Origin of the sequence: Geodermatophilus sp. FMUSA9-8 (assembly GCF_037034165.1) — a bacterium.
Classification (GTDB): Bacteria; Actinomycetota; Actinomycetes; order Mycobacteriales; family Geodermatophilaceae; genus Geodermatophilus; species Geodermatophilus nigrescens.
The window spans coordinates 135,069-154,517 of the sequence record NZ_JBAGKE010000012.1; the positions used below are offsets into that span (position 1 = coordinate 135,069).

Annotated in this window: 17 protein-coding genes; 8 read left to right on the top strand and 9 right to left on the bottom strand. The window is 75.9% G+C overall.

Annotated elements, in window-relative coordinates:
• Nucleotides 1-71 precede the first annotated feature (71 nt).
• On the bottom strand, nucleotides 72-740 hold the full coding sequence (gene pdxT, locus WA616_RS22060) for a pyridoxal 5'-phosphate synthase glutaminase subunit PdxT (protein ID WP_336033220.1): 669 nt from the start codon (nucleotides 738-740) through the stop codon (nucleotides 72-74).
• A complete protein-coding gene (gene pdxS / locus WA616_RS22065) occupies nucleotides 737-1,636 on the bottom strand; it encodes a pyridoxal 5'-phosphate synthase lyase subunit PdxS (RefSeq protein WP_336033222.1) in 900 nt (299 codons plus the stop codon). Before pdxS ends, pdxT begins: the two co-directional genes overlap by 4 nt.
• Before the next feature lie 67 nt (nucleotides 1,637-1,703).
• On the opposite strand from pdxS, the gene pdxR reads away from it, so the two are divergent.
• Complete coding sequence (gene pdxR / locus WA616_RS22070; RefSeq protein WP_336033224.1) at nucleotides 1,704-3,110, top strand: MocR-like pyridoxine biosynthesis transcription factor PdxR; 1,407 nt, start codon at nucleotides 1,704-1,706, stop codon at nucleotides 3,108-3,110.
• A 52-nt stretch (nucleotides 3,111-3,162) separates the two neighbouring features.
• On the opposite strand, the gene WA616_RS22075 is transcribed toward pdxR, so the two are convergent.
• The gene (locus tag WA616_RS22075) at nucleotides 3,163-3,780 is read right to left on the bottom strand and encodes a TetR/AcrR family transcriptional regulator (RefSeq protein WP_336033225.1); all 618 of its coding nucleotides are present in this window, start codon (nucleotides 3,778-3,780) and stop codon (nucleotides 3,163-3,165) included.
• 140 nt (nucleotides 3,781-3,920) lie between these two features.
• Between WA616_RS22075 and WA616_RS22080 the strand changes: the two genes are divergently transcribed.
• The 3 genes from WA616_RS22080 to WA616_RS22090 are packed head-to-tail and all read left to right on the top strand — an operon-like array spanning nucleotide 3,921 to nucleotide 7,400.
• Nucleotides 3,921-4,724, top strand: coding sequence for an SDR family NAD(P)-dependent oxidoreductase (locus tag WA616_RS22080; protein WP_336033226.1), 804 nt, complete (start codon nucleotides 3,921-3,923; stop codon nucleotides 4,722-4,724).
• A gap of 22 nt (nucleotides 4,725-4,746) precedes the next feature.
• Nucleotides 4,747-5,865, top strand: coding sequence for a DUF5938 domain-containing protein (locus WA616_RS22085; protein ID WP_336033227.1), 1,119 nt, complete (start codon nucleotides 4,747-4,749; stop codon nucleotides 5,863-5,865).
• Nucleotides 5,862-7,400: an acyl-CoA synthetase gene (locus tag WA616_RS22090; RefSeq protein ID WP_336033228.1), complete on the top strand. Its 1,539-nt coding sequence runs from the start codon at nucleotides 5,862-5,864 to the stop codon at nucleotides 7,398-7,400. Before WA616_RS22085 ends, WA616_RS22090 begins: the two co-directional genes overlap by 4 nt.
• Before the next feature lie 15 nt (nucleotides 7,401-7,415).
• Here WA616_RS22090 and WA616_RS22095 read toward each other — a convergent pair whose 3' ends face one another.
• Entirely contained in the window at nucleotides 7,416-8,732 is a 1,317-nt protein-coding gene (locus tag WA616_RS22095) for a HupE/UreJ family protein (RefSeq protein ID WP_336033229.1), read from the bottom strand.
• Nucleotides 8,733-8,908: 176 nt separating this feature from the next.
• Between WA616_RS22095 and WA616_RS22100 the strand changes: the two genes are divergently transcribed.
• Nucleotides 8,909-9,526: a hypothetical protein gene (locus tag WA616_RS22100; RefSeq protein ID WP_336033230.1), complete on the top strand. Its 618-nt coding sequence runs from the start codon at nucleotides 8,909-8,911 to the stop codon at nucleotides 9,524-9,526.
• Nucleotides 9,527-9,632: 106 nt separating this feature from the next.
• Here the strand turns inward: WA616_RS22100 and WA616_RS22105 are convergent, their stop codons facing one another.
• Complete coding sequence (locus tag WA616_RS22105) at nucleotides 9,633-10,211, bottom strand: TetR/AcrR family transcriptional regulator (RefSeq protein WP_336033231.1); 579 nt, start codon at nucleotides 10,209-10,211, stop codon at nucleotides 9,633-9,635.
• 82 nt (nucleotides 10,212-10,293) lie between these two features.
• On the opposite strand from WA616_RS22105, the gene WA616_RS22110 reads away from it, so the two are divergent.
• Nucleotides 10,294-11,016, top strand: a complete 723-nt coding sequence (locus WA616_RS22110) for an SDR family oxidoreductase (protein ID WP_336033232.1) — start codon at nucleotides 10,294-10,296, stop codon at nucleotides 11,014-11,016.
• A 9-nt stretch (nucleotides 11,017-11,025) separates the two neighbouring features.
• Here WA616_RS22110 and WA616_RS22115 read toward each other — a convergent pair whose 3' ends face one another.
• The 3 genes from WA616_RS22115 to WA616_RS22125 are packed head-to-tail and all read right to left on the bottom strand — an operon-like array spanning nucleotide 11,026 to nucleotide 14,788.
• Entirely contained in the window at nucleotides 11,026-12,093 is a 1,068-nt protein-coding gene (locus WA616_RS22115; RefSeq protein WP_336033233.1) for a DNA polymerase domain-containing protein, read from the bottom strand.
• A 26-nt stretch (nucleotides 12,094-12,119) separates the two neighbouring features.
• A complete protein-coding gene (locus tag WA616_RS22120) occupies nucleotides 12,120-13,685 on the bottom strand; it encodes an alpha/beta hydrolase (protein ID WP_336033234.1) in 1,566 nt (521 codons plus the stop codon).
• Nucleotides 13,686-13,720: 35 nt separating this feature from the next.
• Entirely contained in the window at nucleotides 13,721-14,788 is a 1,068-nt protein-coding gene (locus WA616_RS22125) for an ATP-dependent DNA ligase (protein ID WP_336033235.1), read from the bottom strand.
• Nucleotides 14,789-14,877: 89 nt separating this feature from the next.
• Between WA616_RS22125 and WA616_RS22130 the strand changes: the two genes are divergently transcribed.
• Nucleotides 14,878-16,407 carry a serine/threonine protein kinase gene (locus WA616_RS22130; protein ID WP_336033236.1) on the top strand — a complete coding sequence of 510 codons (1,530 nt, stop codon included), beginning with the start codon at nucleotides 14,878-14,880 and terminating at the stop codon, nucleotides 16,405-16,407.
• Between the two features lie 34 nt (nucleotides 16,408-16,441).
• Nucleotides 16,442-19,000, top strand: coding sequence for an ATP-binding protein (locus WA616_RS22135; RefSeq protein ID WP_336033237.1), 2,559 nt, complete (start codon nucleotides 16,442-16,444; stop codon nucleotides 18,998-19,000).
• Here the strand turns inward: WA616_RS22135 and WA616_RS22140 are convergent.
• Nucleotides 18,990-19,352 (bottom strand): peroxiredoxin, encoded by a 363-nt coding sequence (locus WA616_RS22140; RefSeq protein ID WP_336033238.1) that lies wholly within the window; start codon nucleotides 19,350-19,352, stop codon nucleotides 18,990-18,992. The genes WA616_RS22135 and WA616_RS22140 overlap by 11 nt on opposite strands.
• Between the last annotated feature and the right edge of the window lie 97 nt (nucleotides 19,353-19,449).

A 19,449-nucleotide genomic window follows, 5' to 3' on the forward strand; every position in this document is an offset into this window, starting at 1 on the left:
TCCCGGGGTCAGGGCGCGCAAGGGATACCTGGCCGTCCCGCCGGGAGGGGGAGCGCGGACGCCGGAGCGGCTCAGGCGGCGCCGACACGCGGTCGGCGGCCACCGCCCGGCGGCTCGCCGTCGCGGAGCGTGCTCGCGCGTCGCTCGCGGACCAGGTCGACGAACAGCCGGTGCACCCGGTCGTCGCCGGTCAGCTCCGGGTGGAAGCTGGTGGCCAGCACGTCGCCCTGGCGCACGGCCACGGCGCGGCCGACCGCCGGCCCGTCCTCGACGCGGCCGAGCACCTCGACCCCCGGCCCGGCCGACTCCACCCACGGCGCGCGGATGAACACCGCCGTCACCGGCCCGCCCGGGACGCCGCCGACGGCGACCGGCGCCTCGAACGACTCGGCCTGCCGGCCGAACGCGTTGCGGCGGACGGTGACGTCGAGGACGCCCAGGGTCGGCTGGTCCGGCGGGGCGTCGAGCAGCCGCCGGGCCAGCAGCACCAGCCCGGCGCAGGTGCCGTAGACGGGCAGCCCCGAGCCGACGGCGTCGCGCAGCGGGCCGAACAGCCCCGTGCGCACCGCGAGCTTCGTCATCGTGGTCGACTCCCCGCCGGGCAGCACGAGCCCGTCGAGGCCGGCCAGTTCGGCCGGCCGGCGGACCGGCGTCGCGTCGGCGCCGAGCCCGCGCAGCACGGCGAGGTGCTCGCGGACGTCGCCCTGCAGCGCCAGGACGCCGATGCGCGGCGCGCTCACCAGCCCCGGCCGGCGAAGCGCTGCGACTCCGGCAGCGTGTGCACGTCGATCCCGACCATCGCCTCGCCCAGCCCGCGGGAGACCTTGGCGATGACGGCCGGGTCGTCGGAGAAGGTCGTCGCCTGCACGATCGCGGCGGCGCGCTGGGCGGGGTCGCCGGACCTGAAGATGCCGGAGCCGACGAACACGCCCTCGGCGCCCAGCTGCATCATCATCGCCGCGTCGGCGGGGGTGGCGATGCCGCCGGCGGTGAACAGGACGACCGGCAGCCTCCCGGCGCGCGCCACCTCGGCGACCAGGTCGTGCGGGGCGCGCAGCTCCTTGGCCGCGACGAACAGCTCGGTCTCGTCGAGCGTGGTCAGCCGCCGGATGCCGGCGCGCAGGGCGCGCATGTGCCGGGTGGCCTCGACGACGTTGCCGGTGCCGGCCTCGCCCTTGCTGCGGATCATCGCCGCGCCCTCGGCGATCCGGCGCAGCGCCTCGCCGAGGTCGGTGGCGCCGCAGACGAAGGGCACGGTGAACTCGTGCTTGGCGATGTGGTGGGCCTCGTCGGCCGGGGTGAGCACCTCGGACTCGTCGACGAAGTCGACGCCGAGGCTCTGCAGCACCTGCGCCTCGACGAAGTGCCCGATGCGGGCCTTGGCCATCACCGGGATGGAGACCGCGTCGATGATCCCCTGCACCATGTCGGGGTCGCTCATGCGCGCGACGCCGCCCTGGGCGCGGATGTCGGCGGGCACCCGCTCCAGCGCCATGACGGCGACGGCGCCCGCGTCCTCGGCGATGCGCGCCTGCTCGGGGGTGACGACGTCCATGATCACGCCGCCCCGCAACTGCTCGGCCAGACCGCGCTTGACGCGGTCGGTGCCGACGACGGAGGGGGTCTGCTCGCTCATGGCCGCCACGGTGCGCCATGCTTTGGTCCTGGCAGCAGTCCAAACCGGGCGGATGCGGGAGGACCAAGTGGCGTACACCGGCGACCTGCTCGTCCCGGTCGACCGGGCGGCCCCGACGCCGCTGAGCGTGCAGATCGCGGCGTCGGTGCGGGCGGCCGTCCTGGGCGGCGCGCTCGGCCCGGGGGACACGCTGCCGCCCACGCGCACCCTCGCCGCCGACCTCGGGGTCTCCCGCGGCGTGGTGGTCACCGCCTACGAGCAGCTGGTCGGCGAGGGCTTCGCCACCGGGCGGCGGGGTGGCGGGACGGTGGTCGCCGTCCGGCCGGACGTGACCGCGGCGCGCCCGGCGGCGGCCCCGCCGTCCCCGCCGTCCCCGGCCGCCGGGTCCGACGTCGTCGACCTCACGCCCGGGCGGCCCGCGACCCGGCTGCTCGACGACGTCGAGTGGCGCTCGGCCTGGCGCCGGGCCGTCGCCGACGACCTCCCGGCCGGTCCGCCCGACCCGCTCGGGCTCCCCGCGCTGCGGCAGGCGGTGGCCGTCTACCTGCGCCGCGTGCGCGGGGTGGAGGCCGGGGCGGACGACGTCCTCGTCACCGCCGGCGCCAGCGACGCCCTCGCCCTCGCCGCCACCGCCCTCGGGGCGCCGGGCCGCCCGCCGCGGGTCGTCGTCGAGGACCCCAGCTACCCGGCGGCGCGGCGGGTGCTGGCCACCGCGGGCGCCGTCGTCGTGCCCCTGCCCGTGGACGCCGACGGTCCCCGCGTCGCGGACCTGCGGGCGCTGTCCCCGGCGCCGGACGCGGTGCTGCTCACGCCGTCGCACCAGTACCCGCTGGGCGGCCGGATGCCGGTGCAGGAGCGCGTGGACCTGCTGCGCTGGGCGGCGGAGCAGGACGTCGTCGTGCTGGAGGACGACTACGACAGCGAGTTCCGGCACCGCCGCCGCCCGCTGCCGGCCATGGCCTCCCTGCCCTCGCCGGCCGACGTCGTGCTGGTCGGCAGCTGGTCGAAGACGCTGAGCCCGTGGCTGCGCTGTGGCTGGATGGTGCTGCGCGGCGCGTTCGGCGAGCGGCTGCGCGCCACCCGCACGCTGCTCGACTCGCCGGTCTCGGGCGTGCAGCAGGCCGCGCTGGCGCACTACCTGGCCGACGGCGGCCTCGCCCGGCACACCGCCCGCGCGCAGCGGCACTACAACCACCGACGGTCGATGGTGGCCGCCGCGCTGGGGGAGCGGCCCGACGTCGCGCTGGGCGCGCTCGACGGCGGGCTGCACGTCGTCGTCCACCTGCGCCCGGGCACCGACGCGGCCGCGCTCGTCCGTGCTGCCGCGGGCCGCGGGGTCGTCGTCGCCGACCTCGCCGACTACTCGGCGGGTCCGCCGGCGTCGCCCGGGCTGGTCCTCGGCTACGGCGCGCCGACCGACCTCGAGCTGCGCCGCGGGCTCGCCGTCCTGTCCGAGCTGCTCGACGGCGCCTGAGCGCTGCAGCTCAGGCGGGCCCGCGCGCCGCGCGCGGCGTCGCCGGCCGGCGTCAGCGGACCAGGTGCGGCAGGACCTGGCCGACCGCGGCCCGGAGCTCGCCGGCCGCCGAGGGCACGCCTGCCAGCTGGCGGAGGAGCGCCTGCTGGAAGAGGCCGTCGAAGACCGCGTACACGACCGGCGGGGCGACCTGCGGCGTCCGCCCGGAGAGCTCGGCGTAGCGGGTGACGATCCGCCCGATCATCCGCTCCAGCAGGAGGTCGATCTCGGCGACGTCGGCCCGGAACGCCGGCTCGAACATCGACTGGTTGCGCAGGTCGTACCAGAGGCGGTGCATCGGCGCCTCGTCGGTGAGGGTCTCGGTCAGCTTCCGCAGGAAGCCGGCCGCGAGCTCCTCGGCCGTCGTCGCCGTGGCCACGACCTCGTCGTACCGGGTCGCGCACCGCTCCTTGTACTCGCGCACGCAGTGCGTGATCAGGTCGGTCTTGTCCGCGAAGTAGTAGTGCAGGACGCCATGGGAGAAGTCCGAGTTCTGCGCGATGTCACGCAGGCCGGTCTGTGCATACCCGCGCTCGGCCAGCGTCTTCAGCGCCGCGGCGGCCAGCTCGCTGCGCCGGGCGGCGACCTTGTCCACCGGCCGGCGGCCCGGGCGGTGTGCTGCTGCCGTCACGCGTCCTCCTCCTCGTGTCCGCGGATGCTACGTGCCCGGAGTCCGTCTGGACAGTCGTCAAGAGAAGTCTTGACAGTCGTCAAGGAGCATCTCGAACATGACCGCCGTCACACCGGGCTTCGACGAGGAAGGACACCGGCATGTCGGTAGGCGCACTGGACGGACGCAGGGCACTGGTCACCGGGGGAGCACGAGGCCTGGGGCAGGCGATGGCGCAGGCGCTCAGCCGCGCGGGGGCCTCGGTCGTGATCGGGGACGTCCTCGACGACCTCGGCAGGGAGGCGGCCCAGCAGATCGCGGCGGAGGGCGGGAAGGCCGCGTCCACCCACCTCGACGTCACCGACGAGGCGAGCTGGGAGGCCGCGATCGCGGAGACCGTCGCCGAGCTGGGCGGTCTCGACGTCCTGGTCAACAACGCCGGCATCGAGGTCACCGAGCTGGTGGTCGACCTCGACCCGGCCAACCTGCGTCGCATGTTCGACGTCAACGTCGTCGGCACCGCCCTCGGCATGAAGCACGGCCTGCGGGCGATGCGACCGGGCGGGGCGGCCGGGAGCGGCGGCTCGATCGTCAACATCGCCAGCGTCGCGGCGACCATCGCCTTCCCGGGCATCGCGGGTTACTCGGCGAGCAAGTCGGCGATCGACCGGATGACCCGGATCGCCGCGGCCGAGGCCGGCAAGCTCGGCTACGGCGTGCGCGTCAACTGCATCTACCCCGGCCTGGTCCCGACGGAGATGGGCATGAAACTCGCCGTCGACTGCGCCGAGCTGGGCCTGTTCCCCAGCGTCGAGGAGGCGGTCGGTGCCGTCGTGGCGCTCACGCCGTCCGGGCGGCTCGGTGAGCCGGCCGACATGGCCGACGCCGTGGTCTTCCTCGCCTCCGACGCCTCCCGCTTCGTCAACGGCACCGGCCTCGCCGTCGACGGCGGCATGGGCTCCTGAGCAGAGAGAAGGGGAACCGACCATGAGCACCAAGCCCGTCGTCGTCTACGGCGCCTCCGGCTACACCGGCCGGCTGATCTGCGAGTACCTGCGCGAGCTGAACGTCCCGTTCGTCGCCGCGGGGCGGAACAAGGACCTGCTGCAGGAGGTGGTCGGCAGGATCCCGGGGATCGAGACCGCCGAGTACGACATCGTCGAGGTGGAGCACACCGTCGAGGCGCTGACGGAGCTGTTCGACGGCGCGCGCGTCGTCTGCAACACCGTCGGACCCTTCATCAAGCTGGGGTTCGAGGTGGCCGAGGCGTGCCTGGCCACCGGTGCGCACTACCTGGACACCACGGGCGAGCAGGACTGGGTCATGGCGGTCCGGGAGCGGTTCGCGGCGGACTTCCAGGAGAAGGGGCTGCTGCTGGCCCCGGGCATCGCGCAGATGTACACCACCGGCGAGATCGCCGCGCAGATCGCGCTGGAGACCCCGGGCCTGGACACCCTCGACGTCCTGGTGCTCTGGAAGGGGTTCCCGACCAACGCCTCCACCGAGACGATCTTCACCATCCTCAAGGCCGACTGGTTCCACCTGGCCGAGAACCAGTACGTGAAGCTCGACCCGCTGTCGAGGTGGGACGTCGTGGTGCCCGGCCAGCACGAGCTCGGCCTGACCGTGCCGTGGGGCGGCACCAGCCACCCCGTGTGGTTCAAGGACGACCCGCGGGTCGCCAACGTCAAGGTCCAGGGCGGCGTGATGAACCGGCCGGTCATGGAGGCCGTCGTCGCCACCACCGCGGCGGTGGAGAGCGACATCAAGACCCTGCCGCGCGACCAGTGGGACGACGCGCTCGCCGAGGTCGCCAAGGCCTGGTCGACGGGGATGCCGCCCCGGGAGAACCCGCGGCTGAACACCTCCGTCGACTCCGTGCACGCCTCCGGCCCGCTCGGGCGCAAGCACGTGGTCATCCACGGCAACAGCAACTACAAGCAGACCGGGCTCCTGCAGGCCTGGGCGGCCATGTCACTGCTCCAGCAGCCGCCGCTGCGGGCCGGTTTCGCCTCCGGCTGCCAGGCGTTCGGTCACCGGCAGCTGCTGGGCGTGCTGCGCCAGTTCGGCCTGGTCCTCGACCCGGTGGTGACCGAGCACCGATGAGCCTGACCGCCTTCCTCGACAAGGGCGCCGACCTGGGTGCCGGCGCTCCGTGCCTGACCGTCGACGGCCGGTCGACGTCCTACGGCGAGGTGCAGGCGTTCAGCCGGCGGGTGGCCCGGGCGCTGGTGCGCTCGGGCACCCGCCCCGGCGATCCGGTCGCCGTCCTGTCGGCCAACGACCCGACGGCGTTCGCGTGCGTCTTCGGCATCGCCCGCGCCGGCGCGGTGTGGTGCCCGGTCAACCCGCGCAACGAGGCCGAGGAGAACCGCGAGCTGCTCGACCTGTTCGGGTGCTCGGTGCTGCTCTACCAGGCAGCCTTCGCGCCGCTGGTCGCCAAGGTCCGCGACGCGCTGCCCGCGCTGACCACCCTGGTCTGCCTCGACGGGGACGGGGACGGTGACCCGTCCCTGGACGCCTGGCTCGACGCCGGAGGCGACGTCGACCTGCCCGACGAGGGGCTGTCGCCGCCCGACGACGTCGTCCTGCTCGTCGGCACCGGCGGGACGACGGGGCGGCCGAAGGGCGTGCGGCTGACCGGCCGCAACCTGGAGGCGATGGCGGCGCTGACCCTGATGAGCTACCCGTTCGACGGACGGCCGCGGTACCTCGCGCTGGCCCCGCTCACCCACGCCGCCGGGGTGCTCTGCTTCCCGGTGATGGCACTGGGCGGCGAGGTCGTCGTGATGCCGCGGCCCGACCTCGGCGAGTTCCTGGCGCTCGTCGAGCGGCACCGGGTCACCCACGCCTTCCTGCCGCCCACGCTCGTCTACATGCTGCTCGAGCGCCCCGAGCTCGACGCGACGGACCTCTCGTCGCTGCAGTGCCTCTGGTACGGCGCCGCACCGATCTCGGCGGACCGGCTCGAGCAGGCGCTGACGCGCATCGGGCCGGTGATGGGCCAGCTCTTCGGCCAGTCCGAGGCGCCGATGATGGTCTCGACCATGGCCCCCGCCGACCACTTCCGGCCCGACGGCAGCATCGCCCGCGAGCGGCTGCACTCGGCCGGCCGGCCGACGCCGCTCACCCGGGTCGCAATCATGGACGACGAGGGCCGGCTGCTGCCGCCGGGGGAGCGGGGCGAGGTCGTGGTCCGCGGGCCGCTCGTGATGGACGGCTACCACCGCGACCCGGCCGCCACGGCGGAGGCCGCCCGGTTCGGCTGGCACCACACCGGCGACATCGGCTACCTCGACGACGACGGCTGGCTGTACCTGGTGGACCGGGCCAAGGACATGATCATCAGCGGCGGGTTCAACGTGTACTCGGCCGAGGTGGAGCGGGTCCTGATGACGCACCCCGGAGTCCAGGACTGCGCCGTCCTGGGGCTCCCGGACGAGAAGTGGGGGGAGCGGGTGGTCGCCGTCGTGCAGGCCCGGCCCGGTGTCGCCCTCGACCCCGGCGACCTGCGCGCGTTCGCCAGGGACCGCATCGGCCCGGTCAAGGCGCCCAAGCAGGTGGAGGTGTGGCCGGACCTGCCGCGCTCGAAGATCGGGAAGGTCCTCAAGCCGGACGTCCGGGCCCGCCTGCTCGCCTGAGCCCACCGGCGGGGCTCACCGCACCGAGGCGGTGCGGAGCCCCTCACGGGCGGGGGGCGTCGCGGGCGGGCGCGGTCGGCGGTCGGCCGCCCAGCAGGCCGTGGCGACGACGGCGAGCCCGGTCACCACCCACCAGGGGTGGGCGATGGCGGCGTCCTCCGCGCCGGCCAGCGGGTCGGTCAGCACGCCGAGGCGGTCCAGGGCCCACCCGGTGGCGGCGGCCAGCGCCATGCCGGCGCCGGCCAGGCGCAGTGCCGGGTAGGACCGGGTCCGTGACACCACGTACAGGGACGGGAAGACCAGCGCCACGGTGAGCAGCTGGGCCAGCTCCACGCCGACGTTGAAGGCCAGCAGCGACGGCACCGACGCGGTGCCGTCCAGGCCGAGGTCGGTGAGGATGCCGGCGAAGGCCAGGCCGTGCACCAGGCCGAAGCCGCCGGCGATGAGCACCTCGCCGCGGCGGGCCAGCGGGCGCACCGCGTGCACCGCCGCCACGCCCACGGAGACGGCGATCAGCACCTCGACCGGGGCACCGGGCACGGCCACCCAGCCCAGCGCCGACGCGATCAGCGTCAGCGAGTGCCCGACGGTGAACGCGGTGACCACGGCCAGCACTCGGCGCAGCGTGGAGGTGAGGCCCTCGCGGCGCTGCCACCGGCCGGCGACGGCGACCAGCGGCGCCACCAGCAGCAGGGTGAGCAGGAACAGCAGGTGGTCGGCGCCCTCGAGGACGTGGTGCAGGCCGTACCCGACCATGTCGGCCAGGCCGGTGGAGACGGTGCTCCCGGCCGCCTCGCCGATCTGCAGGCTGTCGTCGGTGGCGGTGAGCACGCCGGCGGTGGAGATGTCACCGGCCGCGTCGGTGAGCACGACGACGGCCTCGTGCGCGGGGTCGGCCTCGATGACGCCGTCGTAGGCGAGGGTGAACGACGACGGGTCCGCGTCGCCGGGGTCGAGGACGACCTCGACGCTCACGGAGTCGATGCTCTCCACCGACTCCCGGGTGACGGCGGTGTAGGTCTCGGTCCAGGCGGTGCCGTCGGCGCCGGTGACGTGCAGGTGCGCGTCGACGTAGGCGATCACGGCGTCGGCGTCGACCTCGGTGGCCGCCGTCCCGTCGGTCCCCATCGCCTCCTCGAGCGTCGAGAGGGCAACGGTCACCGTGGTGTCCACCGCGTCCTCACCCACCCGCACCGACAGCGTGCTGCTGTCGAGGCTGTGCGCGCTCGCGACCGCGGGCGGGAGCAGGACGAGGCCGCCGGTCAGCGCGCCGGTGAGGGCGGCGCCGACGGCCAGCGTGCGACCGCGGTGGCGGCCGGGGGAGGACGACATGGGGCCCGACGGTGCCGGTGCTCCCTGGGAGTTCCCCGGACGCCGGCTGGGGGAGCGGTGACCGAGCGCAGTCGCCCGGTGTCACAGCGTCTTCCCAGCGGACGTCCAGGGTGAACGGAGGGCTGCTGCTGAGAGTGGTGCCCGACCGACTCCTGCCGAACCGAGAGAAGCCTCCCGTGAAGCTCCGCAAGACCCTCGCCGCCGTCCTCCTCGCCGCCGTCGTCCCGGTCGCCGCCGCGTGCGGCACCACCGCCGAGGCCGCGTCGGCGACCAGCAGCACGAGCACCTCGGCGTCCGCCGACAGCAGCACCACCGACAGCAGCACCGACAGCAGCACCGAGACGTCCACCGACACCGGCGGGCCCGGCGGCGGCATGGGGCAGGGCGGTGGCCCCGGTGGCATCGACGTCTCCTCCGTCACCACCGAGGACCAGCTCGTCGAGCTGATCCAGGAGGCCTACGGCGAGGCCGGCCTCGGCCTGCACCGCGGCCACCAGCCCGTCGAGGACGTCCTCGACGAGGTGCTGACCATCAGCCACGACGAGCTGCACGTGCGCATGGACGCCGGGCAGAACCTGGCCGCCGTCGCCGAGGACCTCGGCATCGACCCGCAGACGCTCGTCGACGCGCTGGTCGCGAAGTACAGCCCCGCCATCGACACCCTGCTCGCCGACGGCACCATCAACCAGGACGAGGCCGACCAGTACCTGGCCGCGCTGGAGGACGCCTTCTCCTTCCGCGTCACCTGGGACGGGGAGGAGGCCACGCCCACCTTCTCCGGCCTGGACGTCTGACCCGGCCGCGCGTCACGAGCCCGCGGCGACGCGAGCGGGCCCGCGGTTCCGGACCTGCGGGCTCGCCCGGCGTCGGCGCGCCCCCGGTCCCGGTCGCGCCGGGGGTTCAGCCCGCCGGTGCCGGCCCGGGCGCCCCGCCCCCTGGCAGCGCCGTCATCGCGGCCTCGGCGATCGCCAGGAGGTCCTCGGTGGTGCCCCCGTCCCGGGCGCAGCCGGACATGCCGCGCATGACCGCCACGAGGAAGGTGGCGAGCCGGTCGGTCGGCGTGCCCGCCGGGAGGTCGCCGTCCCGCACCCCCTGGTCGAGCCGGCGTCGCAGCCGCTCGTGCACGTCCGCCCGCTGCGCGGCGAGGCGGGGCTCGGTCAGCATCAGGCAGCCCGGCGGCGTCGACGCGGCGGTGTGCGCCCGCGCGGTGTCCTCCAGCATCCGGGCGACGGCCTCGCGCGCCGTCGGGAGGGCGGTCGCGCGGTCGACCCCTTCGCACGTGCGACGGAAGTACTCGGCCGAGGCCTCCGCGAACAGGGTCTCCTTGTCGCCGAAGGCGGCGTAGAGGCTGGGCGGGGTCACCCCCATGGCCCCGGTCAGCATCGCGATCGAGGTGCCCTCGAAGCCCGAGCGCCAGAACTGCTCGACGGCGGCCGCCAGCGCCGTGTCGCGATCGAAGCTCCGCGGTCTCCCGGCCACCCTCCGATCATAACGTAGCGATCGCTATGGAAGCTGCTACGCTCGTCGCAATCCATAGTGATCGCTACAGAAAGAGGACGTCATGAGGCTGCAGGGTGCGGTCGTGCTGGTCACCGGGGCCAACCGGGGTATCGGGGCGGAGTTCGTCGCCCGGCTCCGGGAGCGCGGGGCGGCGAAGGTCTACGCCGCCGCCCGCGACGTGCGCACCGTGCAGGCGGCGGACGGGGTCCAGCCGATCGAGCTCGACGTCACCGACCCGCGCCAGGTCGAGGACGCCGCCCGCGCGGCCGGCGACGTGCAGGTCCTCGTCAACAACGCGGGCATCTCCACGGGCACGGCGCTGGTCACCGGCGACGAGGCGGCCATCCGGCGGGAGATGGACACCAACTTCTACGGCCCGCTGCTCACGACCCGCGCGTTCGCCCCGGCCCTCCGGGCGAACGGGGGCGGGGCCGTTCTCAACGTCGTCTCGGCGCTGTCCTGGTTCACCGCCCCGGGCTCCGGCGCCTACGCCGCCTCGAAGGCCGCGGCCTGGATGCTGACCGACAGCACCCGGCTCGAGCTCGCCGCCCAGGGCACGCACGTCGTGGGCGTGCACATGGGGCTGGTCGACACCGACATGGCCCGGGGCCTGCAGGCGCCGAAGATCGCGCCGTCGGTCCTGGTCGGTGCCGCCCTCGACGCCGTCGAGTCGGGCGCGCAGGAGGTGCTGGCCGACGACTGGGCGCGTTTCGTCAAGGCCGGGCTCGCGCTGGACCCGGAGCAGCGGTACGACCGGCTGTTCTCCGCCCTCGGGGCGCGCTGAGGAGCCGGCTCAGTCGGCGGCGGGCTCGGGCTTCCGGGCGCGGCTGGGCTGCACCCGCATCGGCTCGCCCGGCATCTTCGGGTAGTCGGGGGGATAGGGCATGTCGCCGAGCCCGAGGTCGGCGGCCTGCCGCTCGGCCAGCTCGAGCAGCGGCTCGATGCCGAACGCGTGCCCGGCCAGGCCCGCGTGCTTGTCACCGACCGCGCGGAACCGCTCCGGCATGGTCAGCACCGTGAAGTCGGTGGGGTGCACGTCGGGCAGCTCGTCCCAGTCCAGCGGCGCGGACACCGGCGCGTGCGGCTTGGGCCGGATCGAGTAGGCGCTGGCGATCGTGCGGTCCCGGGCCATCTGGTTGTAGTCGATGAAGATCTTCTCGCCGCGCTCCTCCTTCCACCACGACATCGTCACGCGCTCGGGCAGGCGGCGCTCCAGCTCGCGGCCGAACGCGATCACCGCCCGGCGCACGTCGGTGAACGTCCACCGCGGCTGGATCGGCACGTAGATGTGCACGCCCCGCCCGCCGGAGGTCTTCGGCCAGCCCTCCATGCCGAACTCGGCCAGCAGCTCGCGCACGTGCGGGGCGACCCGGACGGCGTCGGAGAAGTCGGTGCCCGGCTGCGGGTCGAGGTCGATGCGGATCTGGTTCGGCGACTCGACGTCGGTCTTGTCCACCGGCCAGGGGTGGAAGGTCAGCGTGCCGAGGTTGGCGCACCACGCGACGACGGCGACCGAGTCGGGCGCGATCTCGTCGGCGGTGCGCCCGCTCGGGAACGTGATGTGCGCCGTCGGCACCCACTCGGGCGCGTTCTTGGGCACCCGCTTCTGGTAGAAGGCGTCGCCGGTGTTGTCCATCCGGGTGGACAGCCGGGCGCCCTCGAACACCCCGCCGGGCCAGCGCTCGAGCGTCGTCGGACGGTCCCGCAGGGCGAACAGGATCCCCTCGCCGACGGCGACGAAGTACTCGACGACGTCGATCTTGCGGATCCCGTGCTCGGCGAAGTACGGCTTCTCCGGGCTGGAGACGCGCACCTCGTGCCCGTCGACGGTCAGGACGACGGCGTCCTTGCTGCTGGCCACCCGTCAGCTCCCCGGGTCGGGACGGGTCAGGCCGGGCACGTGAGCCCGTCCTGCGGCACCGTCAGGTCGATGAGGTAGGCGTTGACGGCGGCGCTGATGCAGTCGGTCTTCGGGTAGGCCGTGTGGCCCTGCCCCTGCCAGACCAGCAGCGACCCCGCGGTGAGGTCCTCGGCCATGTCCTCGGCGCCGGGCAGCGGGGTCACCGGGTCGCCGGTGTTGCCCACGACCAGGATCGGCGCGCTGCCCTCCGCGTCCCGCTCCGGCAGCGGGGTGCGCGGGGCCTCCCACGTCGAGCAGGTGTAGAGGCCGGCGGCGGAGCCCGCGCCGAACAGCGGGTAGCGGGCCGACCAGTCCTGCGCGAGCTGCAGCACCTCCTCCTCCGAGAACGTCTCGTCCTCGGGGGTGTCGGCGCAGTTGATGGCCAGGTTCGCGTCGGTGAGGTTCGTGTACGACCCGTCCTCGAGCCGGCCGGTGTAGGAGTCGGCCAGGGAGAACACGCCCGCGGCGTCGCCGTTGCGGGCGGCGGCCAGCGACTGCGACAGCTGCGGCCACGACGCGGTGTCGTAGAGCGCCGCCAGCACCGCCGTCATGATCACGCCGGGCGTCGCCGTCCGGGTCTCGCCGGGCCGGGCGCTCGGGATCGGCGCGCCCGCGGCCTGGGCGAGCAGCTCGTCGAGGAAGCGCCGCGGTTCACCGCCGAGCGGGCAGCCCGACACCAGGCCGGTGCAGTTGCCGGCGAACGCGTCGAAGCTCGCCTCGAGCCCGGCCGCCTGCGACTCGGCCTTCTCCTGCGGGTCGGCGTCGGGGTCGACGACGGCGTCGAGCACCAGCGCGCGGACGTTCTGCGGGAACAGCTCGGCGTAGGTGGAGCCGAGCGTGGTGCCGTAGGAGTAGCCGAGGTAGCTCAGCTGCTCGTCACCGAGCGCCTCGCGCAGCAGGTCCATGTCGCGGGCGGTGTCGACGGTGTTGAAGGTGCCCAGCGCGTCGCCGTACTCGTCGGCGCAGGCGTCGGCGGCCTCGTCGGCCAGGGCGAGCACCTCGTCGAGCTGCGCCTGCGTCGTCGGCCGCGGCTCGGCGGCGGTCGACCGGTCCTTGAGCTCGGCGGGGATGCACTCGACGGCCGTGGACAGGCCCACGCCGCGCGGGTCGAAGCCGACCAGGTCGAAGCGGCGCAGCACGTCCTCGGGCATCGACAGCGCGAGCCCGATCGCCGCGTCGGCGCCGGAGCCGCCGGGCCCGCCGGGGTTGACCAGCAGCGAGCCGATCCGGTCGGTCTGCCCGGCGAGCTTCGCGCGCACGAGGAACAGCGGCAGCGTGGCGCCGTCGGGCTCGTCGTGGTCGATGGGCACCTCGGTGCGGCCGCACTCGAAGGCCAGGTCGCGCTCGCTGCCCGGCGTGCCGGCGACGAGGTCGGTGATCTCGGCGTCGCAGTCCTGCCAGGTGATCGGCGCGGCCTCCGGCTCGGCCGGCGTGGACGAGGCCGCCGACGACGACGCGTCGCTCCCGCCGGAGGACTCGGAGAAGGAGGTGCACCCGGTGACCGCCAGGAGCAGTCCGGTCGTGGCGGCGAGCATGCCGCGGCGCAGACGCATGACCTCCACCGTAGGTCGGGACGGGCGGGTGCCGGTCATCCGGTGAAGACCTCGGCGAGGTCGTAGCGGACGGGCACGTCGAGCTGGTCGTAGGTGCAGCTCTCCGGCGTCCGGTCCGGCCGCCAGCGCAGGAACTGCCCGGTGTGCCGCAGCCGCCGGCCCTCCAGCTGGTCGTACTTGACCTCCACGACCAGCTCCGGCCGCAGCGGCACCCAGGACAGGTCCTTCTTCGCGTTCCAGCGGCTCTGGGCGCCGGGCATCCGGTGCTCGCCGTTCTCCTGCAGCTCGGCGTTGGCCCAGTCCTGCCACGGGTGCCCGTCGAGCGCGTCGGCGCGGTAGGGCGCCAGTTCCTCGACCAGCTCCGCCCGCCGGGCCATGGGGAAGGACGCCGCGACGCCGATGTGCTGCAGGCCGCCGTCGTCGTAGAGGCCGAGCAGCAGCGACCCGACGATCGGCCCGCTCTTGTGCCAGCGGAAGCCCGCGACCACGCAGTCGGCGGTGCGCACGTGCTTGACCTTGGTCATCAGCCGCTGGTCGGGCCCGTAGGGCAGGTCGGGGGCCTTGGCGACGACGCCGTCGAGGCCCGCGCCCTCGAACTCCTCGAACCAGCGCTGCGCGGTGGCCGCGTCCTGCGTGAGCGCCGTCAGGTGCACCCGGTCGGTGCCGGTGACCACCTGCTCCAGCCGTGCCCGCCGCTGCGCGAACGGCACCTCGAGCAGCGACTCGTCGCCGACCGCCAGCAGGTCGAAGGCGACCAGGTGGGCCGGCGTCTGCTCGGCCAGCAGGTCGACCCGCGACTTCGCCGGGTGGATGCGCTGCAGCAGCGACTCGAAGTGCAGCCGGTCGCCCTGCGGGACGACGATCTCGCCGTCGACGACGCAGCGCTCCGGCAGCGCCTCCTTCACCGCGGCCACGACCTCGGGGAAGTAGCGGGTCAGCGGGCGCTCGTTGCGGCTGCCCAGCTCGACCTCGTCGCCGTCGCGGAAGACGATGCAGCGGAACCCGTCCCACTTCGGCTCGTAGTACAGGCCGTCGGCGGTGGGCAGCTTCGTGGCCGCCTTCGCCAGCATCGGCTTCACCGGCGGCAGCACGGGCAGGTCCATGCAGGTCAGTCAACCAGCGGGGCCCGACACGGCACAGGACGACGTCGACCGGACGGGTGGTCCCTCCGGGCGTGCGGGATCCTCGGGGGATGCAGCAGGGGACAGACGCCGCGCCGGGCGGCCGGGTGCTCGGCGGCCGGTACACGCTCCTGTCCCTGCTGGCGACCGGCGGCATGGGGCAGGTGTGGCGCGGGCGCGACGAGCTGCTGCGGCGCGACGTCGCGGTCAAGGTGCTCCGCGGCGAGTTCAACGGCGACCCGACCTTCCGCGCCCGGTTCCGCGCCGAGGCGCAGCACGCCGCCGGCCTGGTGCACCCGCACATCGCCACGCTGTTCGACTACGGCGAGGGGGCCGACGGCGCCGACGGCGAGCCGGTCGCCTGGTTGGTCATGGAGCTGGTGCAGGGCGAGTCGCTGGCCGGCGTGCTGACCCGCGGCCCGCTCGACCCGGCGGAGGCGGCGCGGCTGCTCCGCGACGCGGCCGCGGGCCTCGGCGCGGCGCACGCGGCCGGCGTCGTGCACCGCGACGTCAAGCCCGGCAACGTCCTGGTCGCCGCCGACGGCACCGTGAAGATCACCGACTTCGGCATCGCCCGGTCGGCGGCCAGCGCCGCGCTCACCGGCACCGGGCAGGTCATCGGCACCGCGCAGTACATGGCGCCGGAGCTCGTGTCGGGCCTGCCCGCGTCCCCGGCCAGCGACGTCTACTCCCTCGGCCTCGTCGGCTACCAGTGCCTCACCGGGCGGCTGCCCTTCGACGGCGAGACGCCCATGCAGGTGGCGCTCATGCAGGTGCACGCCCAGCCCGCGCCCCTGCCGGAGACGGTCCCGGCGGGCCTGCGGGCGGTGGTCGAGCGGGCGCTGGACAAGGACCCGGCCCGTCGCTTCCCCGACGGCGGCGCCCTGCGTGCGGCGCTCGACGCGGGCCTTGGGCCCGCCGCCGGCGCGGCCGCCCTCGCGCGCGCCGACACCGCGGTCCTGGGCGGCGCGGTCCTCGGCGGCGCGGCCCTGGGCGGCGCGGTCCTGGGCGGCGCGGTCCCGCCGCCGGCCACCCGGGTGCTGACGCCGCCCGCCCCGTCGACGCCTGCACCGGAGGCGGGATCGGCTCCCCGGCGCCGCCGGGGCCTGGTGCTCGCGCTCGGGGCGCTGCTCGCGGCGCTGGCCGTCGTCGGCGTGGTGCTCGCGAACGCCGGCGACGGCGGGGACGCGACCCCGGCGACCCCGACGACCACGTCGTCGGCACCCGCACCGGCCCCGGACCCGACGGTCGCGGTGACCGCCGCCGACCACGTCGGCCGCCCCGTGGGCGAGGTGCAGCAGGAGCTCACCGCCCGCGGCCTCCAGGTGACGCTGCGCCCGGTCACCACCGCCGACGTCCCCGACGGCCAGGTGATCACCCTCGACCCCGTCGGCGCGCTGGCGCCCGGCACGGTCGTCACCGTCACGCACGCCGTCGCCCCGCCGCCGACCTCCGCCGCGCCGACCACCGCGCCGGCACCGGAGGCGCCCTCCCCGGCGCCCGCCGAGGAGGAGGACGAGGACGAGGGCAACGGGAACGGCAACGGCCGCGGGAACGGCAACGGGAACGGCAACGGGCGGGGCGGCCGCGGCGACGACTGACCGGGACGGCGCCCGCGGGGGCTAGCGTCCGGGCGTGCGCCTGCTCGAGCGCGGGGAGCAGTCGGCCGCCCTCGCCGCGGCCGCGCGGTCGGCGGCGGCCGGCCGCGGGGGCGTCGTGCTCGTCACCGGGGAGGCGGGCATCGGCAAGACGGCGCTGGTGACCGGGCCGGCCGCCCGGGTCCCCGGAGTCCGCGTGCTCACCGGCCGCTGCGACGACCTGGCCACGCCGCGCCCGCTCGGGCCCCTGCGCGACGTCGCCCGCGAGGTCGGTGGCCCGCTGGCGGTGGCGCTGGCCGGTCGCGGCGACGTCGCGGACGCGCTGCTCGCGGAGCTGTCGCGGCCGACCGTGCTGGTGCTCGAGGACGTGCACTGGGCCGACGACGCGACCCTCGACCTCGTGCGGACGGTCGGCCGGCGGGTGACCGGGCTGCCCGCCGTCCTGGTGCTCACCTACCGCGACGCCGAGCCCGACGGCGGGGCGCCGCTGCGGTCGGCGCTCGCCACCCTGCCGCCGGCGGCGGTCACCCGGTTGCCGCTGGCGCCGCTGTCGGAGGCGGCGGTCGCCGAGCTCGTCGGCGAGCAGGTCGGCGACGGCGCGGCGCGGGTGCACGCCCTCACCGGCGGCAACCCCTTCTACGTCACCGAGCTGGCCGCCGCGGGCACGACGGCGCCGCCGCCGTCGGTGCGCGACGCCGTCACCGGCCGCGTCGCCGCCCTCTCCCCGGCAGCCCGGGCGCTGGTCGAGCTCGTGTCGGTCGTCCCCGCCCGCGCGGGCACCGGCGTCCTCGACGCGGTCCTCCCCGGGTGGCCGGTGGCCGCCGCCGAGCCGGAGCGGGCCGCCCTGCTGACCGTCGGCCCGGACGCGGTCGCCTTCCGCCACGAGCTCGCCCGCACCGCCGTCGCCGAGACGCTCGCCGCCGCCGACCGGCGCCGTCTGTCGGCGGCCGTCCTCGCCGCGCTGCAGCGGCTGGGCGCCGACCCAGCCGACCTCGTGCACCACGCGGAGGCCGCCGGCGACGTCGCCGCCCTGGCCGCGGCCGCGCTGCCCGCCGCCCGGGCCGCCGCGGCGGCGGGCGCCACCCGCGAGGCGTCCGCGCACTACCGCCGGGCGGTGCCGCTGGCCGGGGCGCTGCCCGACGCGGAGCGGGCGGCGTTGTTCGAGGAGCTGGCGGGTGCGGCCTACCTGGCCGGGCAGGTGCCCGACGCGCTGGCGGCCGTCGACGCGGCCGCGGGCGCTCACCGCGCCACCGACGACCGGCGGGGGCTGGGCCGGTGCGCGCAGGTCCGGTCGCGGCTGCACTGGTACGCCGGGGACGGCGCGGCCGCGCGCCGGGAGGCCGCGGCGGCGGTCGCGCTGCTCGAGCCGCTCGGCGACTCCGCCGACCTGGCGCGCGCCCGGGCCGCGGTCGCGCAGCTGGCCATGCTGGGCGACCGCGCGGAGGAGGCGCTCGCGGAGGGCCGGCGGGCGGCCGCGCTGGCCGACCGGCTCGGCGACGCCGCCACCGCCGCGCACGCGCGGGTGACCACCGGGACCGTCGAGGCGCAGGCCGACCCCACCGCCACGGCCACCCTGGAGGACGCGCACCGGGCGGCAGCGACGGCCGGTGACCACCACGAGGCGGTGCGCGCGCTGGTCAACCTGGCCTGGACGCAGCTGCTGTGGCTGCGGCCGGACGCCGCCCGAGCGGCCGCCGACCGGGCGGCCGCGCACGCCGCGGCGCACGAGGTCGACGCGCTCGGCGGCTACGCCCGGCTCACGACGGCGTGGCTGCGGCTGCGCGCCGGCGATCCGGTGGACGTCGAGACCGCCGCCCGCGCGGAGGCCGGCCGCGACGGCTCGGTGAGCGACCTCCTGGCCCGCACGCTGCTGGCCGAGCGGGCCGTGCGGCGCGGCGACCCCGACGCGGACGAGCGGCTGGCCGACGTCGCGGCCCGGGCCGACCGCACCGGCGAGCTGCAGCGCCTCGTGCCCGTGCTCGAGCTGGCGGTCGAGGACGCGCTCGTCCGCGGAGGACCGCTGCCCACCGCGCGCGCCGCCCGCGCCGTCGAGCTGGCCCGGGCAGCCGGTGGCGCCGGGTGGGGTGGCGGGCGGCTGGCGGCCTGGGCGTCGCTCGCCGGGGTGCGCCACGACGGCGCCGGCCCGGCCGCGCCCGCCCACGCGGCCCTGCTGGCCGGGGACCCCCGGGCCGCCGCCGACGCCTTCGGCGCCCTCGGCTGGCCGCACGACCGCGCGCTGTGGCTCTCCTCCCTCGACGACGCGGACGCCCTGGGCGAGGCGCTGGAGACGGCGCGGGCGCTGGGCGCCGCGCCGCTGGCCGCGCGGGTGACCCGGCGCATGCGGGAGCTCGGCCTCGCCGTCCGGCACGGGCGGCGGGGGACCACCCGTGCCCACCCGGCCGGGCTGACCGCCCGGCAGGCCGAGGTGCTGCGGCTGCTGGCCGAGGGGCTGACCAACGCGGAGATCGCCGCGCGGCTGGTGGTCTCGCCGCGGACGGCCGAGCACCACGTCACCGCGGTCCTCGGCCGGCTCGGCGCCGGCGGCCGGCGGGAGGCGGTCCGCCGGGCGGCGGAACTGGGGCTGCTCAGTAGCTGAAGGTGGTGGCGCCCTCGTCGCCGATCCACGTCCAGAGCGGGACGGTGCCCGCCAGCTCGGCGCCCGTGACCAGCCGCCCGGCGTCGAGCTGCTTGGCCTCGAAGCAGACCGGGCAGACGAACCAGCGGCCGCCCGCGGCGAGGAAGCGGTCCATCAGCGAGGGCAGCGGCGGGCACCCGGCGCACGCGGTGCCGACCGCGGTGCCCTCCAGGGCGAGCCGGACGGCCTCCTTGGCCGCGAACACGACCGTCTCGCGGCCGGTCTCGGCGGCGCCGACGGCCATGAGCATCGCGACGGTGACCTTCTCCGGGTCCTCGAGACCGGTGACGAGACTGACGACGGCCTTGGCCATGACGTCCTCCTGGGGTCGCGGCCCGCCCGGGATGGCGGGTCCGGTGACGACGCTAGGGACGCCCCGACCTGCGGACATGGGGCCCGGGCACCCATCT

What these genes read in the sequence shown, in the direction of transcription:
- pdxS (WP_336033222.1), bottom strand. Translation starts at nt 1,636, where the DNA reads ATGAGCGAGCAGACCCCCTCCGTCGTCGGCACCGACCGCGTCAAGCGC.
- WA616_RS22080 (WP_336033226.1), top strand. Translation starts at nt 3,921, where the DNA reads ATGTCGGTAGGCGCACTGGACGGACGCAGGGCACTGGTCACCGGGGGA.
- WA616_RS22085 (WP_336033227.1), top strand. Translation starts at nt 4,747, where the DNA reads ATGAGCACCAAGCCCGTCGTCGTCTACGGCGCCTCCGGCTACACCGGC.
- WA616_RS22090 (WP_336033228.1), top strand. Translation starts at nt 5,862, where the DNA reads ATGAGCCTGACCGCCTTCCTCGACAAGGGCGCCGACCTGGGTGCCGGC.
- WA616_RS22095 (WP_336033229.1), bottom strand. Translation starts at nt 8,732, where the DNA reads ATGTCGTCCTCCCCCGGCCGCCACCGCGGTCGCACGCTGGCCGTCGGC.
- WA616_RS22110 (WP_336033232.1), top strand. Translation starts at nt 10,294, where the DNA reads ATGAGGCTGCAGGGTGCGGTCGTGCTGGTCACCGGGGCCAACCGGGGT.
- WA616_RS22120 (WP_336033234.1), bottom strand. Translation starts at nt 13,685, where the DNA reads ATGCGTCTGCGCCGCGGCATGCTCGCCGCCACGACCGGACTGCTCCTG.
- WA616_RS22125 (WP_336033235.1), bottom strand. Translation starts at nt 14,788, where the DNA reads ATGGACCTGCCCGTGCTGCCGCCGGTGAAGCCGATGCTGGCGAAGGCG.
- WA616_RS22130 (WP_336033236.1), top strand. Translation starts at nt 14,878, where the DNA reads ATGCAGCAGGGGACAGACGCCGCGCCGGGCGGCCGGGTGCTCGGCGGC.
- WA616_RS22140 (WP_336033238.1), bottom strand. Translation starts at nt 19,352, where the DNA reads ATGGCCAAGGCCGTCGTCAGTCTCGTCACCGGTCTCGAGGACCCGGAG.